A 26751-nucleotide genomic window follows, 5' to 3' on the forward strand; every position below is an offset into this window, starting at 1 on the left:
TCCGCCGACGCTTTGCTGGAATACATCGGCGAGTACGTCAAGCAGAGCCCCGAGGTGATGCAGGGGCTCGCGATAGATCAGCCGTTCATAACCCGCTCTGAGCCCAGCATATATTCCCGTACGAGTTCTCGGGCACGGTGCAAGCGACTCTTGATGGCCCCCTGCTGCTCATTCAGGCGTTCAGCGATCTCGGCAATCGTCAGTTCCTCGAAATCGCGCAGCAGGACCACCTCCAGGTAGTGGGCCGGCAAGGATTCCAGCGCCCGGGCGAGGTCAATACGCAGCGTCTCGTCACTGCGATGGGCAAGCAGCTCCTCTGCAATGTCTTCCGGTAGCGGGTCGTGCTTGAACATCTTGCGTGCAAGCTTGCGACACTCGCGCTTGATGACCGTAAACAGCCACCCAGAAAAAGCCGCTGCCGCCTTCAATCCCCGAACCTTGCGGGAGACCACCAGCAGCGACTCCTGTACGGCATCGTCGATGTCGCTTGCCTGGCAGTGCCTGTAGGCATAGCGCCGGGCATCGGCTTGGCAAACCGCGAGCAGACAGGAGATGGCAACCGCGTCTCCCGTCTGAGCGGCGATTATCAAACCTTCACGTTCGACTGCGCCGGCTGCCATCGCTTAACGCTCCTTGTTGAGCTTGCGGCCAGCCATGGCACACATCGGGCAGAAGCCGAACAGCCCGGTCATGGCCAGCACCGCACCCATGAGGGCGAGGCCGACGGCCAGACCGGAGCCCCCCCAGTTCATGCCCGCGTAGGCCAGGCTCATCAAGCCCATGATGACACGGATGATGCGTTCCCAATTGGGCAGGTTTTTGACGTAGAACATGTGGTTTCCTTTCATCAATCAGCGTTCGAGGACAGTCCTCAGAAACTAGGAGGCTTGGCCGCCGAAAAGCGGTTCGCAATGATGAAAGAAATATCCGATCAGAAACGTGTGGTCAGCGCCGTCAACCACGCCGGCGAGTGCTCCACGAGCCACGCCTCGACGGCCTTGTCGGCACCGGAGAGGATTAGCAACGCGACGGCAAGCATGATGACACCGAGCACGGTCTTGCCATTCCTGCCGGCCTGCATGAGTCGGCCGCGCATGCGGCTCATGGCGCTGCGCGACACGTAAGCCAGGGCGACGATGGGCAAGGCAGCCCCGAGCCCGAAGATGCCCATGAGCAACGCGATCTGCGGTAATTGGGAACCCTGGCTGGCGAGCACGACGGCGGCTCCCAGCGTGGGACCGACACAGGGACTCCACACGACCCCGAGGACCAGACCGATGGCGAACTGTCCTCCAAGGCCGTCAGGCTGCATCCGGTTCAGCAAGCTGTTGCCGGTGTCGCCCAGGCCGGAAGTGGCAGCGGCAAAGCGCCGTTGCAGGCTGGCCGACATCAGCACGATGCCGAGCAGGCCCAGCATCGCGGCGGCGACGTTACGGAAAAGCCGCGCATCGACGTCGAGCGCCGCCCCGGCCCAAGCCAGCGATGAGCCGATCACGGCATAGGAAAGCGCCAGACCGGCTGCCAGGGCCAGCGGTGCACGCGGATGCGCGTTCGCCGCCGAGCCCAGCAGGATGGGGATCAGGGGCAGGACGCAGGGCGACAGCGTCGATAGCAATCCCGCCAGGAAGCCGAGGCCGTAGGCGCCGAAGCCGAACTCCATCAGTCGACCGTTTTCTTGATGAGGTTCTCGAGGCCCGCCGCTGTCGTGTCGCCAGTCGAGCGGCCCACTTCGGCCTCTCCCTTGAACGCGACGAGCGTACTTTGCATCCTGACCTTGAAGCGCTTGAGCGCGGCGCTGTTGCTATCGAAATCCACCGTCAGCAGCGTCACGTCCCGATAGGCCGGCTGCTGCATCAAGCTGTCGATGATAGGCTTTTGCGCTTTGCAGGTCGGGCACCAGGTGGCGGTGACATCCACCACGACCGGTTTGCCAGCCTGGGTGAGCTTGTCGAATTCCGTCGGGGAGTAGGGCTTGATCTCGCCGGCTGCCGCGAGCGAAGCGGCGGATGCCAGGAGCAGCGAAAGGACGGGGCGCAGGAATTTCATGATCTTCTCCTTTGACGGTCACCGAGTTGCGGGTTCGAAAGTCATTTGCTGCTGTTCGACATGCGGGACAAGGGTGAAGTTGTTCATGACGGTTCCTTTCATTGGAGGGATACCCCCTAAGAGGCGACCGGGCGTATGAACGGTTCGCGGCGCCGCGAAAATATCTTGTATTTCCGCGAGCCCTTTGGAAATCAGGGAGTTGCCGTTTCAGCGAGGCTTACTTCAGCTGAAAAGGGGGCGCGTCGCCCCCTTTTATCGGCCGCAGATCAGGCGTCCACCACCGCCCGCCAGCCCGCCCGTGCACACCGCTCGTCTTCGTCCTCGCTCGCCCCGGACACACCGATCGCCCCGATGACCTGCCCGTCCGCCTCGATCGGCACGCCGCCGCCGAACACGACGAGGCGCGGCCGCAGCACGATCCCGCGCTGCACCGGCTCGGAGAAGCCGGCCAGCACTTCGCCCCACTGCGAGGTCGGGAAACGGAAGCTCGCCGCCGTGTAGGCCTTGTCCATCGCGACGTCGATCGAATGCAGTGACGCATCGGGCATGCGCAGGAAGGCGATCAGCACACCGCTGCGGTCGACGACGGCGACGTTGACCGACACGCCCAGCCGTTCGGCCTCCTCGATCGCCGCCACGGCGGCCTGTTGGGCCGCGTGGCGGGTGATCGTGAGGCAGGTGGTGGCGGTGACGGAGCTGCCGCTCATGCGCCGGCGCCCGCGAAACGGTCGCGCAGCAGGTTCTTCTGGACCTTGCCCATCGCGTTGCGCGGCAGCTCGTCGAGGAAGAACACCTGCTTGGGCACCTTGAAGTTCGCGAGTTCGCCCTTGAGGGTACCGATCACGTCGGCGTCGTGCAGCGCCGCGCCCGGCTCCGGAACGATCACCGCGGCGACCGCTTCGCCGAAGTCGCGATGCGGCAGGCCGATCACAGCCGACTCCTTCACCCCCGCGATCTCGTCGATGTAGGACTCGATCTCCTTCGGGTAGACGTTGTACCCGCCGGTGATGATGAGGTCCTTCGAGCGGCCGACGAGGACGACGTAGCCGCGCTCGTCGATCTTGCCGAGGTCGCCGGTGCGGAAGAATCCGTCGGCGGTGAATTCCTCGCGCGTCTTTTCCGGCATCCGCCAGTAGCCGGGGAAGACGTTGGGGCCGCGGACCTGGACGTGGCCGATTTCGCCGTTGGGGAGCGCTCGCCCTTCTCCGTCGGCGATGCGCACGGCGACACCGGGCAGCGGGAAGCCGACGGTGCCGGCGCGCCGCGCGGCGTCGAGCGGGTTGGAGGTCAGCATCACGGTCTCGGTCATGCCGTAGCGTTCGAGGATCGCGTGGCCGGTGCGCGCTTCGAACTCACGGTGGGTTTCCGCCAGCAGCGGCGCGGAGCCGGAGATGAAGAGGCGCATCGCCGGGATGGTGTCGCGGCCGAAATCGGGCTGTTCGAGCAGGCGCGTATAGAAAGTCGGTACGCCCATGAAGACGGTCGCACGCGGCAGCAGCTTCATGACCGCATCGACGTCGAAGCGCGGTAGCCACAGCATCGGACTGCCGTTGAGGAGTGCGCAGTGGCAGGCGACGAAGAGCCCGTGGGCGTGGAAGATCGGCAGCGCGTGGAGCAGCACGTCCCCGTGCCGGAAGCCCCAGTACGCGACAAGCGTCCGGGCGTTCGAGGCGAGGTTGTCGTGGGTCAGCATCGCGCCCTTGGAGCGGCCGGTGGTGCCGGACGTGTAGAGGATCGCGGCCAGGTCGTCGCCGGCGCGCGAGACGGTCGCGAAGTCTTCGGGTCGGCTGCGCGCGGCGTCCGCGAGGCTGCCGTCGCCGGCCTCGCCGAGGGTCAGCACGTGCGCGACGCCCGCCTCCCCGGCAATCGCCCGCATCGCTTCTTCGGCGGCCGGACGGCAGACCACCAGGCTGGGCTGCGCGTCGCCGAGGAAGTACGCGAGCTCGGCGCGCTGGTAGGCGGTGTTGAGCGGCACGAAGACGACGCCGGCGCGCAGGCAGGCGAGGTAGAGGAAAAGCGCCTCGGGGGATTTTTCGACCTGCACGACGACGCGGTCGCCGGGGCGGAGACCGAGATTCGTGATGACGCCGGCGAAGCGCGCGCTGGCGCGATCGAGGTCGCCGTAGGTGTAGCGGACAGCGTCCGCGGTTTCGAGCGCGGGCGCTGCCGCGTCGGCGGGAAAGCCCGCCTTGAGGGTCACGTATAGGTTCTCGTTGTTCATGTCTGTTCCTCTCTTGGGGTTCTGATTATTCGCTCGGCAACCAAGAGCCGTTCGGGGTAAATAGCTCATCAGCGGGCCGCTTCGCCCTGCGCGAGCTGCGGCGCCACCTCCAGCACGAGCTTCCCGCGCACCGCGCTGCGCTGGCTGCGGGCCAGCGCTTCGGCCACCGCTTCCAGCGGCATCGCCTCGATCTGCGGCAGCTGCAGTTGGCCGCGCGCACACAATTCGGCGAGTTGCTCCAGGTGCGCGCGATTCGCCTTCGCGACGATGCGTTCGGCACGCACGCCGCGTTCATCGGCGCGACGCGCCTCGGGCTGACCGGCGATCGTGACGACGCGTCCGCCGCTACGCACGCGTTCGATCGCGGCCGCAAGTGCTTCACCGCCGATGCAGTCGAAGATCAGGTCCGGCTGTTCGCCGCCCGACGCGCCGGGGTCGAACAGGGACAAGGTATCGAGGACGCGGTCGGCGCCCAGTGCCTTGACGTAGTCCTCGTTGCCCGGCCGCGAATAGGCCAGCACCCGCGCGCCCTGCAGGCGGGCGATCTGCACCGCGAGCGAGCCGACGCCGCCGGCCGCGCCGACGATCGCGACGGTCTCGCCCGCTTTCAGCCCGCCCGCCTCGATCAAGGCTTGGCGGGCAGTCAGGAAGGGCAGCGGCAGCGCCGCGGCGGCCTTCAGCGACAGCCCGTCCGGGACGCGCACCAGCAAGTCCTCCGGCACGCAGATATACTCCGCGTAGGTGCCTCGCTCCACCGGCGTGCCGTACTGGCGGCAGTAGCCCATCGCGCGCTGGCCTGGGCGCAGGTGCGAGACGCCGGTGCCGATGCGATCTACGATGCCGGCCGCGTCCCAGCCCAGCGTCAGCGGAAAGCGGTGCGGGAACACTGCCTGCATCGCCCCTTGGCAGATCTTCCAGTCGACGGGATTGACCCCTGCGTAGGCGATGCGCAGACGGACTTCCCCCGGTCCCGGTTCGGGGATCGGGACCTCGCTCACGACGACGTCCGCGGCAGGCCGGAAGCTATCGATGCAAACAGCTCTCATGACTTGGTCTCCATTTCGCGGGCGCATCACAGGCGCCCCGACAGCAGGTATCCGGCATCCGGCACGCGCTTTTCGAGCCCCAGCGTGTCGAGCATCCGGTAGGTCGTGCACACCGCGGCCGACACAACCGGCAGCCCAAGTGCCTGCTCGACGACGGGGATCGCCGCGAGCGAGGGCATCTGCACGCAGGCCGACAGCACGACCGCCTCGGCGGTCGCGGTGTTCAGGCCGCGGGCGATATCCACGAGCGCCATCGGGTCGCGCGCGCCGACTTCGAGGTTGTCCGGGATCCCGAGCGAGATCGAATGCACGATCGAGATGCCTTCGGATTCCAGGTAGTCGAGCACGAGGTCGGTCAGCGGCTGCATGTAGGGCGTGATCACGGACACGCGCTTCGCGCCCATGACCTTCAGGCCCTCGACCAAGGCGCCCGCGCTGCTCACGATCGGCGCGGGATGGCCGTTGTCGCGCGTGACCTGATGCAGGCGCTCCTCGGAGGCACGGTGGTAGCCGCGCCCCTGGCTCATGATCGCGACGAGGCAGGCATAGCCGAGCACGTCGACGGCGGCGTCCGACAGCTCGGCGGCGCAGCGGTCGGACTCGCGATCCATCTGCGCCAGCTCCTCGCGCGACACGTGCTTCATGCGCATGCGGCTCGAATGAAAGGTGAAGCGCTCGGGGAGGATCCGCTCCCGCGCGGCCAGCATGCGCGGGATCTCCGTCTCCATCGTCGTATTCGAGCTCGGCACGATCTGGCCGATGCGAAAGTGCGTCTTTCTCATCGTCCGGCCGCCTGCAAGGTCTGCAGCGAGAAGTCCTTCGCGCTGACGCCGGCGATGTTGGTGCGCCAGGTCGCCGCGTCGATCAGAGACACCGTCGCGTGATTGCGCTGGAAGTCGATCACCGCGCCGCCCGTGGTGCGCACGTCGCGGAAGCCGTCTTCAGCCTTGCCGACGTAGGAGTGGAACTCCATGAACTTCCAGAACTCGCCCTTGCGGTTGTAGGTCTCGCCGTAATAGATCCGCGGGTATTTGACGTCGACGTAGAGGATCTTCTTGCTGTACGGATGCTCGGACGGCGTCGTCGCCTCGATCACGTACACCTCGCGCGGCTCGAAGCGGTCGTTGTTCATGTTCCAGTACGGCGGCTTGTTCTCGAGGACCGGATACTTCTCCTCAAAGCTCGTGCCGCTGCGGTTCCACAAGGGGTTTTTGCCGTTCGCGACCGCCAGCACCCAGCGCTTGCCGACCATCTTGTAGCCCGGATACCAGCAGGGGCGCGCGTTGAAGATCTCGAGGTCGTCCTGCAGCTGGTCGGACGAGCCCACCGGGTCCATCCACGCCCCGCCCGAGAGCCGACGCACGCGGCGCACCGCCGGGATGTAGGCCCACACGTCGTTGAACTTGGTCGAGTCGTACTGCACCGTGTAGGTCCCGAGCCCCTTCATGTCGGCCGGCGACTTGAAGTAGAGAAGCTGACGCCCGCGCTCGGTGCCGTCGCCTTCGACCGCCTCGCCCGCGAGCCGCCCCTTCATCGCATAGCGCGTAAACTCGGCGACCGGCTCGGCATGAACGCCCTTCGCGCCGTCGATCAGCACCTGCGTGTAGTAGGGCACGATCGCGACGTCACCCGTCAGCTGACCGAGGTGCCAGTTCCAGATCACCTTCTCGGCGGCCTGCGGGTCCTTCATGTCGATGTTGGGGAAAGGCGCGCCGGCGCCCCAGCCGTCGACCTGGCAGGTCTCGGCGTTGATCTTCGTCTTGCCGGCGTTGGCCTGGGAAGCCTTCACCCAGCTCGGGTCGAGCGGGATTTCCTTCGACTTGTAGAGCGGCAGCTTCCAGCCGTTGTTCTTGATCCGCCACTCCATCTTCTCAGTCAGCAAGCTGGCGATGGTCTTGCCTTCGAAGGTGTCGTTGCGGATCTGCTCGATGTTCTCCGCCGACACCACGGTGCCTTCAGGAAGTTCGGCCGCGCCGACATCGAAAGCGAGTCCCGCGAAGGCGACGGAAAGCGAAAGCGCGAGGGCCTTGGGTTGGATGGTCATGGTTGTCTCCGTTGGGCGGTGGTTTATTAGAAGAGGTAGTCAGAAAAGGTAAGTGAGGCTGGTGTAGAGCTGGTCGCGCTTGTGGAAGTAGCCGAAGAGGCCCGCCTTGTCGCAGCTCGCGGCGTTGGGGAAGGTGCATTTGCTGCCGTCGCGCCAGTCGTCGGACCAGAACTTGTCGTACTCGACCTTCCACTTCCAGTTCTTGCTCAGCTCGGTGGTCACGGACGGCACCGCGAAGCCGCCGCCGTAGGTGAGGTCCTTGCCGACGACGAGCTCGGGCTTGATGCGCCCGTTGTCGTAGCTGAGGCTGAAGATCCCGGTCAGCAGGAAGGAGTGTTCCTTCGTGCGCGCGCCCCAGCCCACCGAGTTCAAGAGTCGGTCGGAGCGGTCGTAGTCCTGGATCCACTTGTCGAAGAGCTGCACCGAGAAGAACATCGGCTTCTCGCTGCCCAGCCACTGCTGGGTCGCCGCGATGTTCTTGTCCATGCGCAGCATCCACGCCAGCAGGTCCTTGCGCTTGATGCCATCGAAGCCCGGCGCGACCGCCTGCGAGATCAGCGTCGGCGTCGGCGCGAGGAACTGGTAGGGCGCGTCCTTGATGTAAGCGATCTCGGTGCTGAACACCGCATCCGCCCGGTCGGAATAGCCGCTCGCGGTGAAGCCGAAGACGTCCACGATCGGATAGATGATGTCGCCCGCGAGCCCTTTGGTGTCCGTGCGCCCGACGGTCTTCGCGCCCGAGGGCACGCCCGGCAGGCCGAAGAGCTTGAGCGTGCTCGATGCATTCAGGATCGGATTCGGCCAGAAGGTGTTGAGGTAGGACAGCGAGTAGTTGATGTCGCCCGCTACGCCGCTCCAGCGCAAGCCGCCGGTCACCTTCCGGTAGTTGCCTTCGCTGTTCTTGTAGTCGTAGGGATCGATGTTGCGGAAATCGACGCCCGCGTAGGGCTGACTTGACCAGCGCCCGCCGTAGATGTCGAGCTCGTTGCCGATGTCCTTAGAGCCGTCCCAGCCCGGGCGAACCAGCACTTCGAGACCGCCGTCGAGCTCGGGCACGTCGACGTTGATCTTGGCCATCACGTTCGTCTTGCGCAGCTCCTCGTTGGCGGGTTCGAGGAAGGAGCGCCACGTGTAGTTGAAGCCGTGCACCAGGTCGTTGGCGGCGAAGAAGTCGGTTTCGCCCCACGCCACTTGCTGCTTGCCGAAGCGCACCTTCGTGCGGTCGCCGACCGGGAAGTCGACGTAGAGCTCGCGGATCTCCCCGTTGTCGTAGAGATCCATGATGTCGCCGCGCGAACCCGACTGGTAGTTGTTGGCGCCCATCCTCTCGAGGTGGTTCAGGAAGGGCGTCCTGAACTCGCGCACCGCGCGGAATTTGCCGACGACCGTCACATCGTCCATCGCCCGCCACTCGGTGTTGACGCGGGCCGTCGTGCGCGCCATCGACAGCTTGCCGCGGTCGTTGTAGCCCGGGGTGTCCACCCAGTTGAGGGTGTTCCACGACAGCTCCTCGCGCAGGTAGCCGTCGACCTTGAAGTTGCTCTCCTCCGCGCGCGCTGCCGGCCCGATCGCCGCCAGTGCCGCGGCGATCGCCAACACTCTGCCGGGTGCTTTGGAACGTTTGCCGCTTTTCATATCGTCTCCTTCTCTGTATGGGTGGTGTGTCTTTGTTGTTTTGAATACGACGCTGCGCTAGTCGAACGCGCACTGCGGCTGCATGACCGGCACCTTGCCGGCAAGCACCGGGCGTTCGCGCCTGCCGAAGATGAATTCCGGCCGGAACACGTAGATGACGGAGGGCATCACGAAGAGCGCCGACATCGCCGAGATTCCGAGCCAGATCGCCATCAGCAGGCCCATCTCCGCCTGGAACTTAAGCGAGGACGCCCACCACAGCAGGGTGCTAAGGATCAGCACGCTCGCGGTCACGACGACGCCCATGCCGGCCGAATGCATCGCGACACTGATCGCGCGCTCCGGGCTGCTGCCGGCGGCGATCTCCTCCTTGATGCGGTCGGCGATGTAGAAGGCGTAGTCGACGCCCAGGCCGATGCCGAGCGCAGCGACCGGCACGGTGTTGATGTTCATGCCGATGCCCTTCCACGCCATGAAGCTGAAGGTCAGCGTGTTGGAGATGATCACCGGCACCATGAAGAGCATCCCCGCCACCGTGGAGCGATAGACCACCGTGCAGATCACGACCAGCACCAGCAGCGCGAGCGCCACCGCCTCGATCTGGCCGGACAGGATCACCTCGTTAACCGCCGCCATCACGCCGATCAGGCCGCCCGCGAGCTGCCAGGAGCCCTGCGCCAGCGGATTCGCGGCGATGAACTCCTTGATGCGCGCCACCGCCGTGCGGATCGTCTCGCCCTTGCGGTCGCGGAAGAGCAGCGTCACCGCGCCGTTGGCGTACTGGCTGTCGACGAAGCGGTCCATGTCGCCGGGCTCGGACACCGAATCGAGCACCGCCATCAGGCTGCCGTTGGTCGCCTGGCTGTCGCCGAGCTCCTCGTAGCGCGGATTGCCTTCGCGCAGCGTGCGGCTCACGACCGGCAGCACGTCCGCGATCGACACCGAACCGCCGATCTCCGGCTGCGCCTCCATGAAGCGCTGGAAGCGGTTCATCGTCGTCAGGATCTCGTTCTTCTTGACGAGGTCGGGCTGCCCTTCGGCGCCGAGCACGACGAACATCCGGTCCGCGCCCTGGAAGCGGGCGTTGATCGCGGCCGCGTCCTGGTTGTACTCGGAGTTGCCCCACAGGATCGGCGAGCCGGGGTTCGCGTCGCCGATCTTGAGGTTGAAGGCGTAATAACCGGACAGCGCCATCACGACCGTACTGCAGCCGATCACCGCATAGCGGAAGCGCGAGGTCGCCATCCACACGCCGAGGTCGAGGATCTTGCGCAGCCAAGGCGCGAGATTCAGCCCATGCACCGTGCCGTGCGGGCGCCGGATGAAGGACAGCATCACCGGCGTCAGGATCACCGCGCTGATCGTCAGCGTCGACACCCACACTACCGACAGCACCGTCAGCTTCTGCAACATCGGAATCGGGCTCAGTGCGACCACCGCCATGCAGGCTGCATCGGCGATCACGCCCAGCATGCCCGGCCGGAAGAGGTCCGCGAGCGCCACCTTCGCCGCATGCCGTGCGCTTTCCGAGCCCTTCGCAATGTTCTCCAGCTCGTCGTCGAAGCGATTGACGATCTGCACCGAGTGCGACACTGCGCGCGACGTGATCAGCATCGCGACGACGATCACCAGCGGCTCGAAATGGATGCCCAGCAGGCGGCAGATCCCCAGCGCCCACACCGCGCTCACCACACCCGCGAGGAAGGGCAGCAGCACGCCGCGCCAGGTGCGCAGCAGCACGAAGAGCATCCCCAGCGTCACCGCCAACGCGGCCGCGACGAGGTCGATGGTCTCCGGCACGTAGTGGTTCACCCAGCCGTAGAGGATGGGATCGCCGACCACGCGGATGCACACCGAGTCGTCCTCGACCGAGGCCACGAGTTTGCGGACCTCGTCGAAGACCTTCGCGTAATCCACGTCGCGATCGATGAAATCGACGGTGATCAGCGTCGCCTGCAGGTCCTTCGACACGTAGGGGCCGTAGACCAGCGGATTGCGCAGCACCGCCTCCTTCAGCGCCGCCATCGCCTCCGCGCCCTCGGGCAGATCCGGCCACATCAGCGGCGTCGTCGCGATGCCGTCGGTCGAGGCCTGCACCTCCTTCAGCTTCTTCGAGGCGAGCGAGGTGATCTGGTAGGGATTGACCGCCGACACCTCACGCAGGCCCAGCGTGACGGCGCGCACCTTGCCGAGCAGCGCTGGGTTGAAGATGTCGCCCTCCTTCGCCTCGAACATGATCGTGACCATGTTCGAGCCGCCGAAAGTGTCCTTGAAGCGCTCGTGCGTCTGCACGTATTCGTGCTTCGAGGGCAGCATGTCCTCGAACACGGTGCGCACCTCGATGCGCAGCGCAGACCAGCCCAGCACCAGGGTCAGCGTGGCGATCACGCCGACCAGCCAGGCGCGGCGGTGGATACAGAACTCCGCTATACGTTCGATCATTTTTTATGTCTCTCTGTAGGGGTCGGGTCGAGTTTTGGTCTGATTGCGCCCGCTATTTCACGAGGGGTTGCCAGCGACTGCCGTCCCAGCGCCCGACGCCCGCCCCGGCAAACCACAGCTCGCCGCCCGCCGGCAGCACACGCGTGTGCCAGGAGAGGTCGTGCTCGTCGACACGTCCGGTGCTCCAGACCTTCGCGTCCTCCGGCGCACTGACCCAGCGCCCCAGCACCCCGGCGCCGATCCAGCGCGCACCGGATGCATCCCAGGCGATGTCGAGCAGGTGGTCATGAATGCCGGTCTCCGCCAGGCGCCAGCTGTCGCCACCGTCCTCGGTCGTGACCACGACGCCATCCAGCCCGACTGCGACGCCATGACGCGCATCGCGGAAGGCGACCGCCATCAGCGAGGTCTCGACCGGCGCCTTGGCCTCGCGCCAGCTCGCGCCGCTGTCGTGGCTCACGAGCATCCGCCCGAACTCGCCGACGACCCGCAGCTCGCGCGCGTCGAGCAGCGCGACGTCGTTCCATGCGACGTCCTCCTCGTCACGCAGCCGGCGCCAGCTCGCCCCGAAGTCGTCGCTCGCGAGGATCGCCCCCATCTCGCCGACGACGACCGCCCGCCCCCCTTCGGCCACCCGCACGCGCGTCAGCTTGTTGGCGACTTCCGAGCGCGGCACGTCGCTCGCCGCGCTCCAGGTCCGGCCGCCGTCGGCCGTCGTGACGATCACGCCGTCGTTGCCGACCGCGATGCCGTGCCGCGCATCCCACGCCGCGACGTCCTGCAGCGTCCGGTCCGTGCCGCTCGCGAGCAGGCTCAGACCGCCGTCGGGCGCGACCGCGACGATCTTCCCGCCCGACCCCGCGAGCCACACCCGGCCGTCACCGGGCGCCGCGACTCCAAACATCCGATCGCGCGTCTCCAGCACCGGCGGCTGCACGGTGCTGCCCACTGCCGCGGGCTTCACGAAGAGCCCCGCCCACAGCAGCCCGCCGATGATCAGCCAGGGCACGACGGAGCTCGTCACCTTCAAGGCCCGTGCCGCAATCCCCGGCGCAGGCAGCACCAGAGGCTGCGCGAGCCTCAGCAATTCGTTGTTCCTGTCCATGAAAAACCCCATCTCGACAGCAGTGCTCTCGAAGAAAATGCGCGCGGCCGCGGACCGGCCGCGCAAACGGACTGACGATCAGACAGCCCGGGAGGAAACCAGCCAGAGGCGGAACGGCAGGCCGCCGTCCCGCTCCTTGCTATGCCGCCAACGCGTGTCCCCACAGGCAGGGCGCGTTGAACACCTTCACGTCCCAGTCGCGATCGTCGACCTCGACCCCGCCGTAGCCGTACTCGATGGCAAAGCCGGACTCGGTCTTGATGTAGAAGGACGTCATCTGGTCGTTGGTATGGCGACCGAGCGTCATGACCATCGGGATCTTCATCTGCTGCACCATGTCGTAGGCGCGGCCGACGTCGTCGATCGTGGCGACCTGCAGCATCACGTGGTTGAACTGGCCCGGAACCATGCCGAAGCAGGGGTTCATCAGCGCCAGCGTGTGGTGGCGAGCATTGCAGTGCAGGAAGGTCGCCTCGGCCTCGTCCCAGAAGATGTAGTCGGTCAGGCGAAAGCTGAAGTGCTCGGTGTAGAAGCGGGTCGCCGCCTCACGATCCGCGCTCGCCAGCACGACGTGCCCGAGGCCGAAGTCGCCCGTCACGAAGCCCGAGATCGCGCGGCCGGGCTTGAACGGGAGCTTCTCGATGAGCGCACCGAAATACAGCTCGATGCGGACGCCGTCCGGCCCCTTCAGATGGATCATGTCCAGCACCGCACGCTCCTCGCGCTCGGCAGCGGTCGCCCGCGTCACCTCCAGCCCCTTGCCGCGCAGCTCGTCCTCGGCCGCACGCAGTGCCGCCAGCGACTCCACCTCCAGCCCTATGTACGCGAGCGACATCTTGTCCGCGGCATAGAAAGCCATCCGATGATGGCGCTCGTCGACCCGCGCATACAGCCGGTTGTCATCGCGCCGGACCTCCGCGCCGCAGATCTTGCCGAGCACGTGTTCGAGTGCATCGAGTTCCACGACGTTGACGCCGGCGTATCCCAACTGAGTCACATTGATCATGTCAAAAGCCGTCCCTGAATGAAGGATTGACGTACGGGGCCGGTCAGGCCGCGCTGGCCGAGAAGTGCTCGGCGTAGATGTTTTCCGCGGGGACGCCGAGGCGTTCGAGATGCGCGCGGGCGGACTCGATCATCGGGGGCGGGCCGCACAGGTAGGCGACGGCGGTCGCGGGATCGCTTAGATCGGTGGCCGTGATCACTTCCACCGGGTTGCCGACGAGCCCTTTGTAATCCGGCCCCGGATTCGCCACCGCGACCTTGAGCTTCAGTCCCGGCAACCACGCGGCGCGCACGTCCAGCTCGTCGAGGTAGAAGAGGTTGTCTTCGCTCGCGCAGCCGAAGCTCAGCAGCACCTTCGGCTTGCGCCCGGAGCGCATGCGAATGTCCTCGAGCATGCCGAGCATCGGCGCGAGCCCCGTGCCGCCCGCGATCATGATGTGGTGGCCCTTGGATTCGCGCAGATGGAACATGCCGAAGGGCCCTTCGATCTCGACCGCGTCGCCGGCCCGGGCGCGCGAGCGCAAGTAGTCCGACATCACGCCCGCATCGAGCACGCGCAGCAGCAGCACCAGCTCGGGCAGATCGGCGGCGGTCGAGGCCATCGAATACGACCGCCAGTCCTCGGTCCCCGGGACCCGCACGCGCACATACTGGCCGCTGCGGAAATCCATGCCCGCGTCCTCGGGCAGGCGCAGACTCAAGCGCACGACGTTGCTCGCAACCCACGTCACTTCCGCGACCCGCGCCGAGCAGCGCACGGGGCCCGGCTCGTCCAACACACTGCTCGGATAGTCGAACTGCAGCACCGCATCGCTATCGCAGAACGAGGTGCAGGTCAGTCGATAACCTTCCGCCGCCTCGCTCGGCAGCAAGGAGGTGCCACGCGCCGTGCTCATCCGCACCGCGCCGGACGCGACCCGCGTCACGCAGGTGCCGCAGCTGCCAGTCAGGCACTGGTGCACCAGGCGTACGTCGTTCTCCTTGGCCGCGGCGAGGATCGTCTGATCCCGGCGCACCGGAAACTGGTGCTCGACGCCGTCCGCGAAGCGTACGGTGGCGGTATTCACTTCCACCTCGCAGACGGCCGTTTTTTCCGCTTCTGAATTCATCATGATTTTCGTCTCCTCCGGCCGGGGCGCCGGCGAGGCGCCCCGGGCCATGCCTCATTCGCCCTGGGTCTCGCGATAGCAGCCGCCGGCAGGCCCGCGGATCTCGGCAAGCACGTTGCTCGCGCCCTTCACGACACCGGCCACACCGCGCGGCTTGGGCGCGATGCCGCGGTTGTAGCGGGACGCGACCTTGCGCCAGGTGATGATCGAGTAGTCCATGTCGCCCAGCTGCTCGTCCGTCCAGCCCGTGCCGTCCGCGTAGAAGTTCTGCATCGCGTCGCGGGCGAAGAGGTCGCAGTCGTTGAAGCCATGCAGCGCCATCGGCTCGTAGAAGTTCTTGAAGCGGTACTCGAAGCCCTTCACGTCCTCCTCGGTCGGGCAGCGCTTCACGAGCACTTCCCAGTACTCGTAGGTGTCGTCGGTGATCGGCACGTACCACTCGTACTGCACGACGTTCTCCTCCGGCCAGTTCTCAACCATCAGCACGCCGGGCAGGAACATCGAGGTACGGAAGTACTTGGGCACCGAGCCGGAAGCCTTGACGTTCAGCCGCTCATTCACGAGCACCGGCTCGTAGTTCTCGGTGAAGTACATGTTGATGAAGCCCTTCGGCCCCTCCTCGTCCTCGATCAGCTGGGTGGCCTGGTCGGTCAGCGGCTTGATGCCCAGCGGCACCGCCCAGTCCTTCGCCTGGACGATCGTGCAGTCCTTGTGGATCAGCAGATGGCCGGCGTCGAAACCGTTCTCGCAGGCGAGACGCCAGTTCGCGTAGCCGGTGCGATGCACGCCCAGCACGACGGAGTTCTTGTCGAGCACGCTGGGGGTGTCCGGCCAGAAGGGGTGCGGGAAGCGTTCGTTGTTGTCGGGGAAGCGGATCGGCAGATCCTGCGCGAGCGGCGGGATCTCTTCGTCCCAGTCCTCGCTGCGGACAAAGACGAAGACCATCCCGTTCACCTCTTCCACCGGGAAGGTCGGGATGCCGGTCGTGCCGATGATCTCGTCGTCGGGCGCGGCGACGATCGACACCAGCTCGCCGGTCTCGATGCTGAAGGTGAAGCCGTGGTACCAGCAGGTGATCGTGTCCTCGGTGAGGCACATCGGCTTCGCCGACAGCTTCACGCCGCGGTGCAGGCACTGGTCCTTCAGCGCATAGACCTTGCCGCGCGAACGACGCAGCACGATGGGGATGCCGCAGATCTGCACGCCGACCGCGCCGCCTTCGGGCACTTCCTGAGAAAAGCGCGCGGGGTACCAGTGGTTCAGGAAGCCCCACTCGGCTTCCGCATAGGGGGCATACAGGCGCCGAGCTGCTGCGTCGTTGGCCTTCTTGACCGTTCTTTTCATGTCCATCTTTTGTCTCCGTCTAGTCCGCTTCTTGATCGATCACCACGCTGTCCGGACTCGCGCCCGGTGCCGGAAATGTCCGGCCACGGGAAAAATATCGTCGATGATGAATTGAAAGTCAATTCATTTTCACGTTAGTTTTTGTTGTAATGCAGTGCACGATCAGTCGACTACACATCGATTGGCTTGCATTCAGGCGGGAGCGGCGTCAGCGAGATGCCGCACGGGAGGCGATGTTGTGCGGTGCATTCCGCTTGTGGCGGGCGCGGTCACCGCCGGGGGCAGGTGGGGCTCGGGCCCAAGTGCCGCACAGCGCGAAGGTGCACGGAAGGCGACGGCGCCCTGTCCAAGCGGAGGAAGTTGACGAAACAGGAGAATTGATTATTACTTTGCAATCGATTGATTTTCAATCGATTGCAACAAACAGAATCGTCCCGCACAAGGAGACGCCCCATGGAGACACCGGTGCCACACACCGCGACCGGCTTCGATCACTTTCGCTCGAGGCAACTGGAGGAAACACGTCAGCTCGTCGCCGGCGTGTTCTGCGATCACCGCCTCGATCTCGTCCGGCCCGGCCGCTCGCTGGACTACCGACATCTGCACGCGACCTTGGGACGCGTCGGATTCAGCCTGATGAGCTACGGCGCAGACGTGCAGGTGACGCCCGGCCCGCTCAAGTCTTTCTTCCTCGTGCAGATGCCGCTCACCGGCCACGACCTGATCCGCATCGGACGCGAGACAGTACGCAGCGACGCCGCGTGCGCGACGGTGCATTCGCCCGACGACGACTTGGGCATGCTGTGGAGCGGGAACTGCCACAAGATGGTCGTGCGCTTCGAGCGCGAAGCGCTGGAGTGCCATGCGCGCAGCCTCGCGGGCTCGCCGTCGCGGCCCCGCCCCTTGCGCTTCTGCTCGACGATGGACGTACGGCGCGGCGCGGGCGAAGCGTGGATGCGCACTGCACGCAACGTCCTCGACACGCTGCGGCGTACGCCCGCCCTACTGGAATCGCCGCTGATCCGCAGCCAGTTCGAACAGATCCTGATGACCACCCTGCTGGAATGGCAGCCCGGCAGCCTCGGCGAAGCGCTGCGTGGCGATGCGCGCGAGGTCCTGCCGCGCCACGTCCGGCTCGCGGAAGACTACATCCGCGCCCACGCGGACGAGCCGATCACGATCGAGCTCCTGACCGAGCTCACCGGTGTCAGCGGCCGCACTCTCTACAGCGGATTTCAAAAGTACAGAGGCATAAGCCCGATGCGCCACCTGCGGGATGTGCGAATGGAGCGCGCCCGGAGCGACTTGCAGGACCCGGCCGAGGCACGCAGCGTGACCGAGGTCGCGACGCGATGGGGCTTCTTCCAGCTCGGGCGCTTCGCCTCGGAGTACCGCAAGCGCTACGGCGAATGCCCGGCGACGACGCTTCGCCGCGCGAGCTGAGCGGGGGCTCAGCCTTCACTAAGGCACCACAAAACATCTCACCTTTCTCGGGAGCTGGGCGAGTACTTGCCCCCAGACTCTGTGGGCTACGCTGTGGACAACTCGGGCGAAAAGGCTCGGAACACTTGCGCGGACAGAAAGAGCCGGTGCTGCCTAAAAAATACTCAAAATCAGGGAGGGGTGATACGGGCCGAGACTGCACTGAGAAAGCCCCATGGTCTTGCGTCGCATGTCTTGCCTGTCTGACGGGGAATGGAGAGGCGGGGCATGTGCTCACCATCGCTACTTCGGATAAGCACCGCATTCATCGTACCTACCCGAACTGCTCGCGCAGGCTCTCCCGCGCCCCCGCGAAGCCCGATCAGCGAGGCTTGCGGAAGTCATCCTCGAGCCACGCATGCGCGCTGGCCTGGGTGAGTTTGAACCCCACGTCCACGCGCAGCCGGGCCAGCTCGTCGCCCGCGGCGTCGTAGGCCCCCAGCAGCGCATGGGGATCGTATTCGTCGGCAACGATGTCGAGTGTGACGATGACCGGGCCGGACTCCGTGTTCACGGTGAGCTTCTTGTGAAGCGTCGCATGCAGTTGTTGCTCGTGCCGGCGCAGGACCTCAGAGGCGGTCTTGACCAGCGTATTGAACGCAGCGGCGTCAAGCGGCTTGGGGTTCTTCTTGTCGCGCCCCATCGTCCAGGGGCCGACCAAGGCGGGCTCGGGCTCGCCATCCTTGATCATCTCGACCGCCCATCCGTCGTCATCCATGTTCTTGATGACGCGGGCGGTCCAGCCGTCGTCGCACCACAGGCGCGGCTCTTTCACCGGAGCGGCTTCGTCGTCCGTCGCGGCTTCGTTCATTGCATTCGAGGTCATGCTCGGATTTTACGTCCTGCCGTGCTGCGATGGTGGGACAAGTCCGATCGGCGCGCTTGGATTTACGATGACGTCGTACGATCATGGCCGAACTGACGAAAAGCACGAGGAGACCGACGATGAATGGAAATGAATTGCGCGAGATCCAGGCGCCGCTGAAGGCAGGATCCCGAATCCGCCCTGATCGCGCTGAAGGCCCAGGGCCAGTCTCGGCGACGGGGTGAACTGCCGCATCGAGACCGGCAAGGCACTGGTCTGCGGCTTACCGAGCGGTATTGCGTCGTTTGCCAGACATTGAAGCAGCCGCCGGCCCTTGCGGTGACAAGACGGCGAGCTTAGACCCTGAAGCTTTCCACGGCCTGCTGCAAACTGGCTGACTGCGCGGTCGAAATGCTGCGACACGGCGGCGCCGGGTGCGCCCGCAGCTATCGGCCGCCGTGCGCTCGTGATGCATCATGCCCGCCCATACACCTTCGACGACCTCGCCACAAAACCTCTCACCTTCACATTTCTGCACTCCCTGCACAGAGGATGCACTGAGCGCATAGTCCCGATACAGCGCCTGTCGCACATTGCGTTCGCCCCTTCACGGAAAGGGCTCCCCGACAACGCAAAAACGGAGCGACAACATGCGCAAGATCACGATCATCGGCGCCGGCCAGGCCGGCCTGCATCTGGGCATCGGCCTGCTCGCCAAGGGCTTCGACGTCACGCTGGTCTCCAATCGGTCTGCCGCCGACATCGCGGCCGGCAAGGTGATGTCCAGCCAATCCATGTACGACATGGCGATCGGCTACGAGCGGGAGCTGGGGCTCACGCTGTGGGACGAGCACTGTCCGCCGATCGAAGGCGTGCACATGCGCGCGGGCACGCGCGACGGCGCGACGATGGTGGACTGGCGCTCGCGCATGCGGGCGAACGGACAGTCGGTCGACCAGCGCATCAAGATGCCGGCGTGGATGGATCTCTTCCAGCGCAAGGGCGGCAGGCTCGTGGTCGAGGAAGCCGGCATTGCGGAGATCGAAGGCTACGCGGAACGCAGCGATCTGGTGCTGGTCGCGACCGGAAAGGGCGAACTGGGGAGGCTTTTCGAGCGCGACGCCGAGCGCAGCGTCTTCGACCACCCGATGCGCACAATTTCTCTCACCTACGTCCACGGAATGAAGCCGCGCGAGGACTTTTCGGCGCTGAACATCAGCATCAACCCGGGGATCGGCGAGTACGTGAACTTCCCGGCGCTGACGCATACCGGCCCCTGCGACATCATCAACCTCGAATGCATCGAAGGCGGCCCGATGGACCGTTGGAGCGAAGTCTCCACGCCCGCCGAGCATCTCGCGCTCGCAACCGAACTGATCCACGAGTTCTTCCCTTGGGAAGCGCCGCGTTGCGCGCAGCTGCGCCTCACCGACGACAACGGCATCCTCGTCGGGCGCGTCACGCCGACCGTGCGCAAACCCGTCGGCACCCTGCCCTCGGGACGCCGGGTGCTCGGAATGGCCGACGTGCTGGTGCTCAACGACCCGATCACCGGCCAGGGGTCGAACAACGCCGCGAAGTGCGTCAAGGTCTACCTCGACGCGATCCTCGAACACGGCGCTCGCACCTTCGACGCCGACTGGATGAGCGAAACCTTCGAGCGTTACTGGGACTACGCGCAATGGGTCACGCGCTTCACCAACACGCATCTTCTCCCGCCGCCGCCCCAGGTGCTGAAGGTCTTTGCGGCCTGCGGCGAGAATCCGCGGCTCGCGGCGCGCGTCGCGAACGCCTTCGATGACCCGAAGGGACTGGCGCCGTGGTACTACGATCCGGTCGAAGCCGACCGCTTCATCGAATCCTTCGCCGTCGCGACGGCGTGAGGGGTGCCATGAAGATGCGCACATCCTCACGCCGACACGCGCGCCGCCTAGGCGCAGCAGTGCTTCAATCAGACAGGCCGAGCCCGAAGCGACTGATAGCGTATTTGCTCGCCGGATTGGCGATGCAGCCCGCGCTGGCCACCCAGGGCACCTTCCCCCACGGCTACGGCGTGAAGTCCGAAGGCATGGGTGGCGCCGGCATCGCGCTGGCGCAGGACGGGCTCGCCGGTGCGACCAATCCGGCCGGCATGGTCGAGGTCGGTAACCGCCTGGACCTTGGAGCTGCCTTCCTGAAGGTCGACAACGGCTCGCGTTTTGCCGGTACGCGCTTCGACGGCAGCGCCGACAAGAGTCTCTATGTGATCCCCCAACTCGGCGCGAACCGCATGCTCGACGACACGAGTTCGATCGGGCTGTCGGTGGTCGGCAACGGCGTCGGCACGGCTTATCGCCACAGCGACGACATCGGGGGCCTGCGTGGACCGCGCTCGGAACTGAAGCAGATGGTCGCGACTGCGTCCTACGCCCGCAAGCTCGACGAGGCCAACGCGATCGGCGCCGGGCTCGTGCTCGCACGGCAGGTCCTCGACATCGACGGGCCCGGTGGTCTCGGGCTGCCCGAAGGGCGGGACGACTCCTACGGCGCGGGCGTTCGCGTCGGCTGGACCGCCCGGCTTGCCTCGGGTCTCACGTTCGGCGCGACCTACGCGAGCCGCATCCACATGTCGCGCATGGACGAGTTCCGGGGCCTTTTGGCCGAGCACGGCGGCCTCGACGTACCGGCGAATTATGGCGCGGGCCTCGCGTGGCGTATCGGTGCGACGACGATCGCCGCCGACTACCTGCGCATCGAGTGGAGCGACGTGCGCTCGCTTGGCAACCCCGGCGTCACGAGCGCCGGCGGCCCTCCGGGCAGCCGCGACGGGCCCGGCTTCGGCTGGCACGACCAGTCGGTGTGGCGCTTCGGCATCGCACATGCGGTGAGCGACGCCCTGACGCTGCGCGCGGGCTACAACCACGGCACGAAGCTGCTCGATCCGCGCGACGGCTTCCTCGGCGTGCTTGCACCTTCGGCCAACCGGCGCCACGCGACAATCGGCGCGAGCTATGCGTTCGGCAAGGACACCGAGCTGTCGCTCGCCTACGCCCACTCCTTCAAGGAAACCGTGCATGGAACCGGCCCGGCCCCCGATGGCGTCACCGACCTCTACATGGGTCAGCGCTGGCTCTCGGTCGGCTATGCGATGCGCTTCTGAGGAGAACCGACATGATCGATACATTGGAACTGCGCCAGGCGCTCGGGCAGTTCGCGACCGGCGTCACGATCGTCACGACGCTCGATGCCGACGAGCGCCCGATTGGCGTCACCGCGAGCAGCTTCAACGCCGTGTCGCTGTCCCCGCCCTTGATCCTGTGGAGCCTGGGGAAGAACGCCTTCAGCCATCCTGCGTTTGAAGCGGCGAGCCACTTCTGCGTGCATGTGCTGAGCGGCGCGCAGCGTGAGCTATCCGACCGTTTCGCGCGCGCGTCGAGCGCGAAGTTCGAGGGCCTCGCACTCGCGCGGGGCCTCGGCGGAAGTCCGATGCTGCAGGGCTGCGCAGCGACTTTCGAATGCGCGACCGAGCATCGTTACGACGGCGGGGATCACCTGATCCTCGTCGGACGCGTGCTCAGGCTCGCGACCTCGCCCGTCCGCGATCCCTTGCTCTTCTACCAGGGTCGCTACGCGGAAATCGCACAAGCCTGCAGCGAGGCTCAAACCGCAGCGGCTTGAAGACGCTGTCCCGCTCGCCGCGGCGGCGGTCCGCCCGGCGAGCACCTACCAGTCACTCGGCGGCGGCTTTTCCGGCCGCTTTCGATGCGGCCTTCCCCGCGGCTTTCCCTGCCGTCTTGGCAGTTGTCGCCTTGTTTGCCTTCGTCGCCGTACGCGCGGCGGGCTTGGCCGAGGCCTCAGCCGCTGCCTTGGTTGCACGCTTCGCGGGCGCCTTCGCAGGTGCTTTCGCCGCTACCTTCGCCGGCGTCTCGTCGTTAGCGACGTAAGGGTTGTAGGTCGCCGACACGCGCATCGCCTCGTCGTACACTCCGCTCAGCATGCTGATCAGGCGTGACGCGTCCGAGAGCTTCCTGTCGATCGCCTCGATCGACTTCGTCTGCTCGGTGAGCACCAGTTGGCGGAAATGCGCGTACTGGTTGATCAGCTCGCGCCCCTTGTCGGTCACGTCGTAGGTGAACACCTTGCTGCGCCCCTCGCGGATCTTCACGACGAGCTTGTAGCCGACGAGCTTGCGCAGGCTGTACTGGATGTTGGTCACCGAGTCGGTGTTCGTCTGGCGCGCGAGCAGGCCGACGGTCTTCGGCGTGTCCTGCAGCCCGATCACATGCAGCAGGATCAGCTCGGAGAAGGACAGCTCGGCGAGGCCCGAGATGTGCGCGATCTGCATGCAGTAGCGCTCGAAGGCCTGGAAGAAGCGCAAGACGGACCACTCGAACTCGGTGGTCACCGCCTCGTGGTGGGTCGCGCCCAGGTGCCATGCACGCGGACGCGTCGGCGGCTTGTGCTGCGTGGCGCTGCCTTTTTCTTTTGTCATGTTCCGTTTACATCAACTATTCGTCTGACGACGTGTCGAGCGCCATGTAGCCCGTCGACACGCGGCCCGCCTCGTCATAGAGGCCGATCATCATGCTCACCGTCTTGGCCGTGAACAGCAGGCGCGCCTCACCGTTTTCAAGTTGTGCGATCTGTTCGATCAGCAGCTGTCGGCGGATGTTGGCCACCTCGTCGCACACCTGGCGCCCCTTGTCGGTGACCTCGACGTTGGAGTTCTTTCCCGACCCGTCCTTCGCCTTCTGGATCAGCTTCAGCCCCATCAGCTTGCGCAGGCTGTACTGGATGTTCTGGACATCGTCGCGATTGAGCAGGTTCGCGATCATGCTCGCCGGCTTCGCCCGGTCATGCAGGCGCACGATATGGAGTATCGACATCTCGGGGATGCTCACGGTGGCGAGCCCGAGCATGTTGAGCGCCTGCCTGTTGTAGCGGTCGAAAGCCTCGCGCCAGCGCAGCATCGCCCACTCGAACTCCGTCGTCGCCGCCTCCAGCGAGGTCAGCGCCAGGTGCCATCCGGTCACCGCGGAGCCGGTGTTGGCAAGGGTCGGTTCCTCCCCGGGAGCCCATTTCGCATTCACTGTCATGGGGGTCAATTCCTGATTTCAGACTCTGTCGAACGCCGATCGCGCCGGCCAATGGTAACGACTTAGTCCCCGCCTGTCAGTGCGCCGGCATGCACCGCCCGCTCGCGCAGCACCATGTCCGCGAGGCTCAGCCATACCATCGCCTCGAGCACCGGAACGGCTCGAATCCCGATGCAGGGATCGCGTTTGCCGCGCGTCATCAGCACCGCCGGACGCCCCGCCTTGTCGATCGTGCGCCGCGGCAGATGCACGCTCGGCGTCGGCTTGACGGCGACCCGTATCTGCAAGGCGTCCTCCGCTTCGTCGAACTCGACGGCCTTCACCGCGTTGACGCCCATCAGCGCATGCCCGAGAAGGCCCTGCCAGTCGTGCCCCCAATCGCCCGCCCGCTCGGCAAGCGGCGCCGGCAGCCGGATCGCGATCGCGACCTCGGCGCCGACCGAATCGCCGCTGTCGCGATAGTCCGCCAACAGGGCCTCCACGCTCGGCTCGAGCCGAGCATCGGCAACGAAGCGCGGGCTCGCTGCTAGATCGGACGCGTCGCGGAAAGGCAGCTCCAGCGTGCCGATGCGGCTCAACCACGCGCTGACGGAGATCCCGTGGCCTGCGCCGAGCCACGACGACGCGATCGCGCCGGCCGCAACCCGCACCGCCGTTTCCCGCGCCGATGCACGGCCTCCGCCGCGGTGGTCGTTGATGCCGTACTTGTGCCAGTAGGTGTATTCGGCATGACCGGGCCGGAAGAGCTGGTCGATGCGGCTGTAGTCGAGCCAGCGCACGTCGCGGTTGCGGATCAGCAGCGCGATCGGCTGACCGGTTGAGCGTCCGTCGAAGACGCCCGACAGGATTTCGACGGCGTCCGGCTCGCTGCGCTGACTCACGGCGCCGACCACGCGCGGCCGGCGCCGGTCCAGCGCACGCTGGACGACGCGAACATCGATCGGGAGTCCCGGGGGGCAGCCATCGACGACGCATCCGATCGCTGGGCCGTGACTCTCGCCGAAGGACGTCACCCTAAAGAGTTTGCCGATGCTGTTTCCTGCCATGGGCGCATTATGCCATGTTTTTCGATGTATTTTCTATTGAATTTTAGTTGACAGTACATCTACCCGAACAATAATCTTCACTCACGCAAGCACCAAAACAGAGAGAGAAGGACAGGAGACCCCGACATGGACCGCAATCCCGAAATCGCCCATCGCATCACGATCGGCAGCATCACGACGAACTATCATGACCAAGGCAGGGGCTTTCCCGTCATGCTGCTGCACGGCTCCGGCGCCGGCGTCACGGCCTGGGCGAACTGGCGCGGCGCGATTCCCGAGCTCGCGACCAAGCACCGCGTCATCGCCCCCGACCTGGTCGGCTTCGGCTACACCGAGGCTCCCGCGGACATCGAATTCCGCCTCATGGACACCTGGGTCGAGCAGATCATCGGCCTCCTCGACGCACTCGACATCGAAAAGACCGACCTGATCGGCAACTCCTTCGGCGGCACGCTGAGCCTGGCGCTGGCGATCCGCCACCCGCAGCGCTTCCGCCGCATCGTGCTGATGGGCAGCGGCGGCCAGCCCTTCGAGTTCACGCCCGAGCTCGACGCGCTATGGGGCTATACGCCTTCGCTCGACAACATGAAGCGCATCCTCGACATCATGGCTTTTGATCGTTCGATCGTGACCGACGAGCTCGCCGAGATGCGCTACCGTGCGACCGCCCGGCCCGGCGTGCAGGAGCGCTTCGAGAAGGTCTTCCCGGCGCCGCGCCAGCGCTGGGTCGACGCGCAGGTCATGTCCGACGAGGACCTTGCCGCCCTGCCCCACGAGATACTCGTGATCCACGGCCGCGACGACCGCGTCGTTCCGCTCGACGTCTCGCTCAGGCTCGCGGCCAAGATCGACCGCGCCCAGCTCCACGTCTTCGGCCGCTGCGGCCACTGGACGCAGATCGAGCACGGCGCGCGCTTCCTGCAGCTGGTGAAGAACTTCCTCGACGAAGCCGAGTGACACGAACGGGAGCCGCGCCATGAACGACGACATCGCACTCGATATCGCTATCGATCCGGCAGCCTCGGACCACCTGAAGCAGATGCTCGCAAAGCAGGGCGCAGACTGCGCCGGCGTTCGCCTCTACGTCCTGCATCCGGGCACTTCGCTCGCGCATGCGGGGCTCGGCTACGCGCGCCGCGGCGAACATCCGCAGGAGACGCGACTGGCGATCGACGGCCTGCCGTTGTGGTTCGACCCGGCCCATGCGTCTTACCTGCGGGAGGCGCGCATCACCTGCCACAAGTCGATGGGCGGCCGACAACTGAAGCTCGTCGCGCCGCACATCAAGCACTCCGTCGCGCCGCCGCCCGATGCGCCTCTCGAACTGCAGCTCAGCCACTTCCTCGAAACCGAGATCAATCCGCATCTCGCCGACCATCAGGGGTCGGTCGTGCTGCACGGCATCGAGCGCGGCGACACGGCGCTGCTCAAGTTCGGCGGGAGCTGCCACGGCTGCGGGCAGGCCGACCAGACGCTGAGCGAGTTCGTCGCGGTCAAGATCCGGGAGCGCTTTCCGGCGATCAGCCAGGTCAGCGCGCTGGCAACGATGCACCCACCTCACGGCTGACCGGGTTGCTCCGGGCCGATGCGGAAAGGCCGCATCATTTCGTTGTCCTCGTGTTCGACGATGTGGCAGTGCCAGACGAACTGCCCCGGATTGGAGAAGCGCCCGCGAATGCGCGTGACTTCGCCGGGGTAGGAAATCACCGTGTCCTTCACGCCGGTTTCCCAGGCTTCGCGGGCCCGCGGTGCCGACCCGACGGCCAGACTGACTTGGCGCGTCGCTTCGTCGAAGACGATGGCCTGCCGGTCGACGACCTCGAAGGCGATCTCATGCACATGGATCGGGTGCGCGTCGGCGGTCGTATTGTAGATCTCCCAGACTTCGGTGGTGCCCGCCGCCGGGTTCTCGGTGACGTCGTCCACCCAGAGGAGTGGCTCGCACGTGGCGGGCGCTTCGGCGGGATTGCCGACCACGATGCCGAGCAGGGCTTCGGCCGGGGCATCCGCGAAGTACTTCGACATCTCTTCGAGAAGCGCCAAGCGGCGCGTCCTATCGGCTGCCGGCAGCGGGACGATGGGCGGCAGCACCAGAAACTGTGGCGGCGTGGTCGGGTCCGCGGCCAGGGCCAGGACGACGCGGAACTGCAGGATCTGGCCGTCATGGGCAGTCCCGCGGGGAGGATCTGCTGCCGGAACTGGCGTACGGAGATCTCGTAGTAGGCCCCGACCCGGCCGCCCGGCAGCACCAGCCGCCCGGCCTTGGGCATGACGGGGGGGAATCAGCAGCGGCGTCACGAATTTCGTGATCGAATTCGGGTCGAGCGAACCTCCCGGGATCTGCGC

General features: G+C 65.9%; 26 protein-coding genes. 6 read left to right on the forward strand and 20 right to left on the reverse strand.

Features of this window, described 5'->3' with window-relative positions; translation table 11 throughout:
• Positions 1 to 77 precede the first annotated feature (77 nt).
• The 15 genes from VJ673_RS09725 to VJ673_RS09795 form a co-directional block, all read right to left on the reverse strand.
• Positions 78 to 620: an RNA polymerase sigma factor gene (locus VJ673_RS09725; protein ID WP_324125884.1), complete on the reverse strand. Its 543-nt coding sequence runs from the start codon at positions 618 to 620 to the stop codon at positions 78 to 80.
• Positions 621 to 623: 3 nt separating this feature from the next.
• Positions 624 to 833 (reverse strand): YgaP family membrane protein, encoded by a 210-nt coding sequence (locus VJ673_RS09730; protein ID WP_324125885.1) that lies wholly within the window; start codon positions 831 to 833, stop codon positions 624 to 626.
• A gap of 98 nt (positions 834 to 931) precedes the next feature.
• The gene (locus VJ673_RS09735; RefSeq protein WP_324125886.1) at positions 932 to 1660 is read right to left on the reverse strand and encodes a cytochrome c biogenesis CcdA family protein; all 729 of its coding nucleotides are present in this window, start codon (positions 1658 to 1660) and stop codon (positions 932 to 934) included.
• On the reverse strand, positions 1660 to 2046 hold the full coding sequence (locus VJ673_RS09740; RefSeq protein WP_324125887.1) for a thioredoxin family protein: 387 nt from the start codon (positions 2044 to 2046) through the stop codon (positions 1660 to 1662). Before VJ673_RS09740 ends, VJ673_RS09735 begins: the two co-directional genes overlap by 1 nt.
• Positions 2047 to 2312: 266 nt before the next feature.
• Entirely contained in the window at positions 2313 to 2753 is a 441-nt protein-coding gene (locus VJ673_RS09745) for a GlcG/HbpS family heme-binding protein (RefSeq protein WP_324125888.1), read from the reverse strand.
• Positions 2750 to 4267, reverse strand: a complete 1518-nt coding sequence (locus VJ673_RS09750) for a malonate--CoA ligase (RefSeq protein WP_324125889.1) — start codon at positions 4265 to 4267, stop codon at positions 2750 to 2752. Before VJ673_RS09750 ends, VJ673_RS09745 begins: the two co-directional genes overlap by 4 nt.
• Before the next feature lie 68 nt (positions 4268 to 4335).
• Entirely contained in the window at positions 4336 to 5313 is a 978-nt protein-coding gene (locus VJ673_RS09755) for an NADP-dependent oxidoreductase (protein ID WP_324125890.1), read from the reverse strand.
• Positions 5314 to 5339: 26 nt separating this feature from the next.
• Entirely contained in the window at positions 5340 to 6095 is a 756-nt protein-coding gene (locus tag VJ673_RS09760; protein ID WP_324125891.1) for a maleate cis-trans isomerase family protein, read from the reverse strand.
• Entirely contained in the window at positions 6092 to 7357 is a 1266-nt protein-coding gene (locus VJ673_RS09765; RefSeq protein WP_324125892.1) for a DUF1329 domain-containing protein, read from the reverse strand. The genes VJ673_RS09760 and VJ673_RS09765 overlap by 4 nt, the downstream gene beginning before the upstream one ends.
• Positions 7358 to 7396: 39 nt before the next feature.
• Positions 7397 to 8992 carry a DUF1302 family protein gene (locus tag VJ673_RS09770; RefSeq protein WP_324125893.1) on the reverse strand — a complete coding sequence of 532 codons (1596 nt, stop codon included), beginning with the start codon at positions 8990 to 8992 and terminating at the stop codon, positions 7397 to 7399.
• Positions 8993 to 9049: 57 nt separating this feature from the next.
• Positions 9050 to 11434 (reverse strand): efflux RND transporter permease subunit, encoded by a 2385-nt coding sequence (locus VJ673_RS09775; protein ID WP_324125894.1) that lies wholly within the window; start codon positions 11432 to 11434, stop codon positions 9050 to 9052.
• Between the two features lie 52 nt (positions 11435 to 11486).
• Complete coding sequence (locus VJ673_RS09780) at positions 11487 to 12539, reverse strand: WD40/YVTN/BNR-like repeat-containing protein (RefSeq protein WP_324125895.1); 1053 nt, start codon at positions 12537 to 12539, stop codon at positions 11487 to 11489.
• Positions 12540 to 12678: 139 nt separating this feature from the next.
• Positions 12679 to 13545, reverse strand: coding sequence for a VOC family protein (locus VJ673_RS09785; protein WP_324125896.1), 867 nt, complete (start codon positions 13543 to 13545; stop codon positions 12679 to 12681).
• Positions 13546 to 13588: 43 nt separating this feature from the next.
• Complete coding sequence (locus tag VJ673_RS09790; protein ID WP_324125897.1) at positions 13589 to 14656, reverse strand: 2Fe-2S iron-sulfur cluster binding domain-containing protein; 1068 nt, start codon at positions 14654 to 14656, stop codon at positions 13589 to 13591.
• Positions 14657 to 14707: 51 nt separating this feature from the next.
• Positions 14708 to 16003: a Rieske 2Fe-2S domain-containing protein gene (locus VJ673_RS09795; RefSeq protein WP_324125898.1), complete on the reverse strand. Its 1296-nt coding sequence runs from the start codon at positions 16001 to 16003 to the stop codon at positions 14708 to 14710.
• 447 nt (positions 16004 to 16450) lie between these two features.
• Here VJ673_RS09795 and VJ673_RS09800 point away from each other — a divergent pair, with 447 nt between their 5' ends.
• Complete coding sequence (locus VJ673_RS09800; RefSeq protein WP_324125899.1) at positions 16451 to 17440, forward strand: AraC family transcriptional regulator; 990 nt, start codon at positions 16451 to 16453, stop codon at positions 17438 to 17440.
• Between the two features lie 361 nt (positions 17441 to 17801).
• Here VJ673_RS09800 and VJ673_RS09805 read toward each other — a convergent pair whose 3' ends face one another.
• Positions 17802 to 18305, reverse strand: a complete 504-nt coding sequence (locus VJ673_RS09805) for a hypothetical protein (protein WP_324125900.1) — start codon at positions 18303 to 18305, stop codon at positions 17802 to 17804.
• A 629-nt stretch (positions 18306 to 18934) separates the two neighbouring features.
• Here VJ673_RS09805 and VJ673_RS09810 point away from each other — a divergent pair.
• The 3 genes from VJ673_RS09810 (at position 18935) to VJ673_RS09820 (ending at position 21941) form a co-directional block, all read left to right on the forward strand.
• Entirely contained in the window at positions 18935 to 20167 is a 1233-nt protein-coding gene (locus tag VJ673_RS09810; protein WP_324125901.1) for a styrene monooxygenase/indole monooxygenase family protein, read from the forward strand.
• Between the two features lie 122 nt (positions 20168 to 20289).
• Positions 20290 to 21423: an OmpP1/FadL family transporter gene (locus VJ673_RS09815; protein ID WP_324125902.1), complete on the forward strand. Its 1134-nt coding sequence runs from the start codon at positions 20290 to 20292 to the stop codon at positions 21421 to 21423.
• An 11-nt stretch (positions 21424 to 21434) separates the two neighbouring features.
• Complete coding sequence (locus tag VJ673_RS09820; protein WP_324125903.1) at positions 21435 to 21941, forward strand: flavin reductase family protein; 507 nt, start codon at positions 21435 to 21437, stop codon at positions 21939 to 21941.
• A gap of 52 nt (positions 21942 to 21993) precedes the next feature.
• On the opposite strand, the gene VJ673_RS09825 is transcribed toward VJ673_RS09820, so the two are convergent.
• The 3 genes from VJ673_RS09825 to aroC all read right to left on the reverse strand — a co-directional run bounded on the left by VJ673_RS09825 (position 21994) and on the right by aroC (position 24405).
• Positions 21994 to 22755 (reverse strand): winged helix DNA-binding protein, encoded by a 762-nt coding sequence (locus VJ673_RS09825; RefSeq protein WP_324125904.1) that lies wholly within the window; start codon positions 22753 to 22755, stop codon positions 21994 to 21996.
• 16 nt (positions 22756 to 22771) lie between these two features.
• Positions 22772 to 23359 carry a winged helix DNA-binding protein gene (locus tag VJ673_RS09830; protein ID WP_324125905.1) on the reverse strand — a complete coding sequence of 196 codons (588 nt, stop codon included), beginning with the start codon at positions 23357 to 23359 and terminating at the stop codon, positions 22772 to 22774.
• A 62-nt stretch (positions 23360 to 23421) separates the two neighbouring features.
• Complete coding sequence (gene aroC, locus VJ673_RS09835; protein WP_324125906.1) at positions 23422 to 24405, reverse strand: chorismate synthase; 984 nt, start codon at positions 24403 to 24405, stop codon at positions 23422 to 23424.
• 126 nt (positions 24406 to 24531) lie between these two features.
• On the opposite strand from aroC, the gene VJ673_RS09840 reads away from it, so the two are divergent.
• Both VJ673_RS09840 and VJ673_RS09845 read left to right on the forward strand, forming a co-directional pair.
• Positions 24532 to 25362 carry an alpha/beta fold hydrolase gene (locus VJ673_RS09840; protein WP_324125907.1) on the forward strand — a complete coding sequence of 277 codons (831 nt, stop codon included), beginning with the start codon at positions 24532 to 24534 and terminating at the stop codon, positions 25360 to 25362.
• Positions 25363 to 25381: 19 nt separating this feature from the next.
• Positions 25382 to 25972 (forward strand): NifU family protein, encoded by a 591-nt coding sequence (locus VJ673_RS09845; protein WP_324125908.1) that lies wholly within the window; start codon positions 25382 to 25384, stop codon positions 25970 to 25972.
• Here VJ673_RS09845 and VJ673_RS09850 read toward each other — a convergent pair.
• A complete protein-coding gene (locus tag VJ673_RS09850) occupies positions 25963 to 26448 on the reverse strand; it encodes a multicopper oxidase domain-containing protein (RefSeq protein WP_324125910.1) in 486 nt (161 codons plus the stop codon). The genes VJ673_RS09845 and VJ673_RS09850 overlap by 10 nt on opposite strands.
• Positions 26449 to 26751 lie beyond the last annotated feature (303 nt).

The sequence above is a fragment of the Aromatoleum sp. genome, assembly GCF_035254505.1.
Lineage (GTDB): Bacteria > Pseudomonadota > Gammaproteobacteria > Burkholderiales > Rhodocyclaceae > Aromatoleum.

Excerpts from the sequence above, each read along its gene's own strand:
- VJ673_RS09795 (WP_324125898.1), bottom strand. The coding sequence starts at position 16,003 with ATGGACATGAAAAGAACGGTCAAGAAGGCCAACGACGCAGCAGCTCGG.
- VJ673_RS09840 (WP_324125907.1), top strand. The coding sequence starts at position 24,532 with ATGGACCGCAATCCCGAAATCGCCCATCGCATCACGATCGGCAGCATC.
- aroC (WP_324125906.1), bottom strand. The coding sequence starts at position 24,405 with ATGGCAGGAAACAGCATCGGCAAACTCTTTAGGGTGACGTCCTTCGGC.
- VJ673_RS09820 (WP_324125903.1), top strand. The coding sequence starts at position 21,435 with ATGATCGATACATTGGAACTGCGCCAGGCGCTCGGGCAGTTCGCGACC.
- VJ673_RS09765 (WP_324125892.1), bottom strand. The coding sequence starts at position 7,357 with ATGACCATCCAACCCAAGGCCCTCGCGCTTTCGCTTTCCGTCGCCTTC.
- VJ673_RS09740 (WP_324125887.1), bottom strand. The coding sequence starts at position 2,046 with ATGAAATTCCTGCGCCCCGTCCTTTCGCTGCTCCTGGCATCCGCCGCT.
- VJ673_RS09785 (WP_324125896.1), bottom strand. The coding sequence starts at position 13,545 with ATGATCAATGTGACTCAGTTGGGATACGCCGGCGTCAACGTCGTGGAA.
- VJ673_RS09815 (WP_324125902.1), top strand. The coding sequence starts at position 20,290 with ATGCAGCCCGCGCTGGCCACCCAGGGCACCTTCCCCCACGGCTACGGC.
- VJ673_RS09790 (WP_324125897.1), bottom strand. The coding sequence starts at position 14,656 with ATGATGAATTCAGAAGCGGAAAAAACGGCCGTCTGCGAGGTGGAAGTG.
- VJ673_RS09725 (WP_324125884.1), bottom strand. The coding sequence starts at position 620 with ATGGCAGCCGGCGCAGTCGAACGTGAAGGTTTGATAATCGCCGCTCAG.
- VJ673_RS09745 (WP_324125888.1), bottom strand. The coding sequence starts at position 2,753 with ATGAGCGGCAGCTCCGTCACCGCCACCACCTGCCTCACGATCACCCGC.
- VJ673_RS09825 (WP_324125904.1), bottom strand. The coding sequence starts at position 22,755 with ATGACAAAAGAAAAAGGCAGCGCCACGCAGCACAAGCCGCCGACGCGT.
- VJ673_RS09780 (WP_324125895.1), bottom strand. The coding sequence starts at position 12,539 with ATGGACAGGAACAACGAATTGCTGAGGCTCGCGCAGCCTCTGGTGCTG.
- VJ673_RS09845 (WP_324125908.1), top strand. The coding sequence starts at position 25,382 with ATGAACGACGACATCGCACTCGATATCGCTATCGATCCGGCAGCCTCG.
- VJ673_RS09775 (WP_324125894.1), bottom strand. The coding sequence starts at position 11,434 with ATGATCGAACGTATAGCGGAGTTCTGTATCCACCGCCGCGCCTGGCTG.
- VJ673_RS09755 (WP_324125890.1), bottom strand. The coding sequence starts at position 5,313 with ATGAGAGCTGTTTGCATCGATAGCTTCCGGCCTGCCGCGGACGTCGTC.
- VJ673_RS09770 (WP_324125893.1), bottom strand. The coding sequence starts at position 8,992 with ATGAAAAGCGGCAAACGTTCCAAAGCACCCGGCAGAGTGTTGGCGATC.
- VJ673_RS09750 (WP_324125889.1), bottom strand. The coding sequence starts at position 4,267 with ATGAACAACGAGAACCTATACGTGACCCTCAAGGCGGGCTTTCCCGCC.
- VJ673_RS09760 (WP_324125891.1), bottom strand. The coding sequence starts at position 6,095 with ATGAGAAAGACGCACTTTCGCATCGGCCAGATCGTGCCGAGCTCGAAT.
- VJ673_RS09805 (WP_324125900.1), bottom strand. The coding sequence starts at position 18,305 with ATGACCTCGAATGCAATGAACGAAGCCGCGACGGACGACGAAGCCGCT.
- VJ673_RS09830 (WP_324125905.1), bottom strand. The coding sequence starts at position 23,359 with ATGACAGTGAATGCGAAATGGGCTCCCGGGGAGGAACCGACCCTTGCC.
- VJ673_RS09735 (WP_324125886.1), bottom strand. The coding sequence starts at position 1,660 with ATGGAGTTCGGCTTCGGCGCCTACGGCCTCGGCTTCCTGGCGGGATTG.
- VJ673_RS09730 (WP_324125885.1), bottom strand. The coding sequence starts at position 833 with ATGTTCTACGTCAAAAACCTGCCCAATTGGGAACGCATCATCCGTGTC.
- VJ673_RS09800 (WP_324125899.1), top strand. The coding sequence starts at position 16,451 with ATGGAGACACCGGTGCCACACACCGCGACCGGCTTCGATCACTTTCGC.
- VJ673_RS09810 (WP_324125901.1), top strand. The coding sequence starts at position 18,935 with ATGCGCAAGATCACGATCATCGGCGCCGGCCAGGCCGGCCTGCATCTG.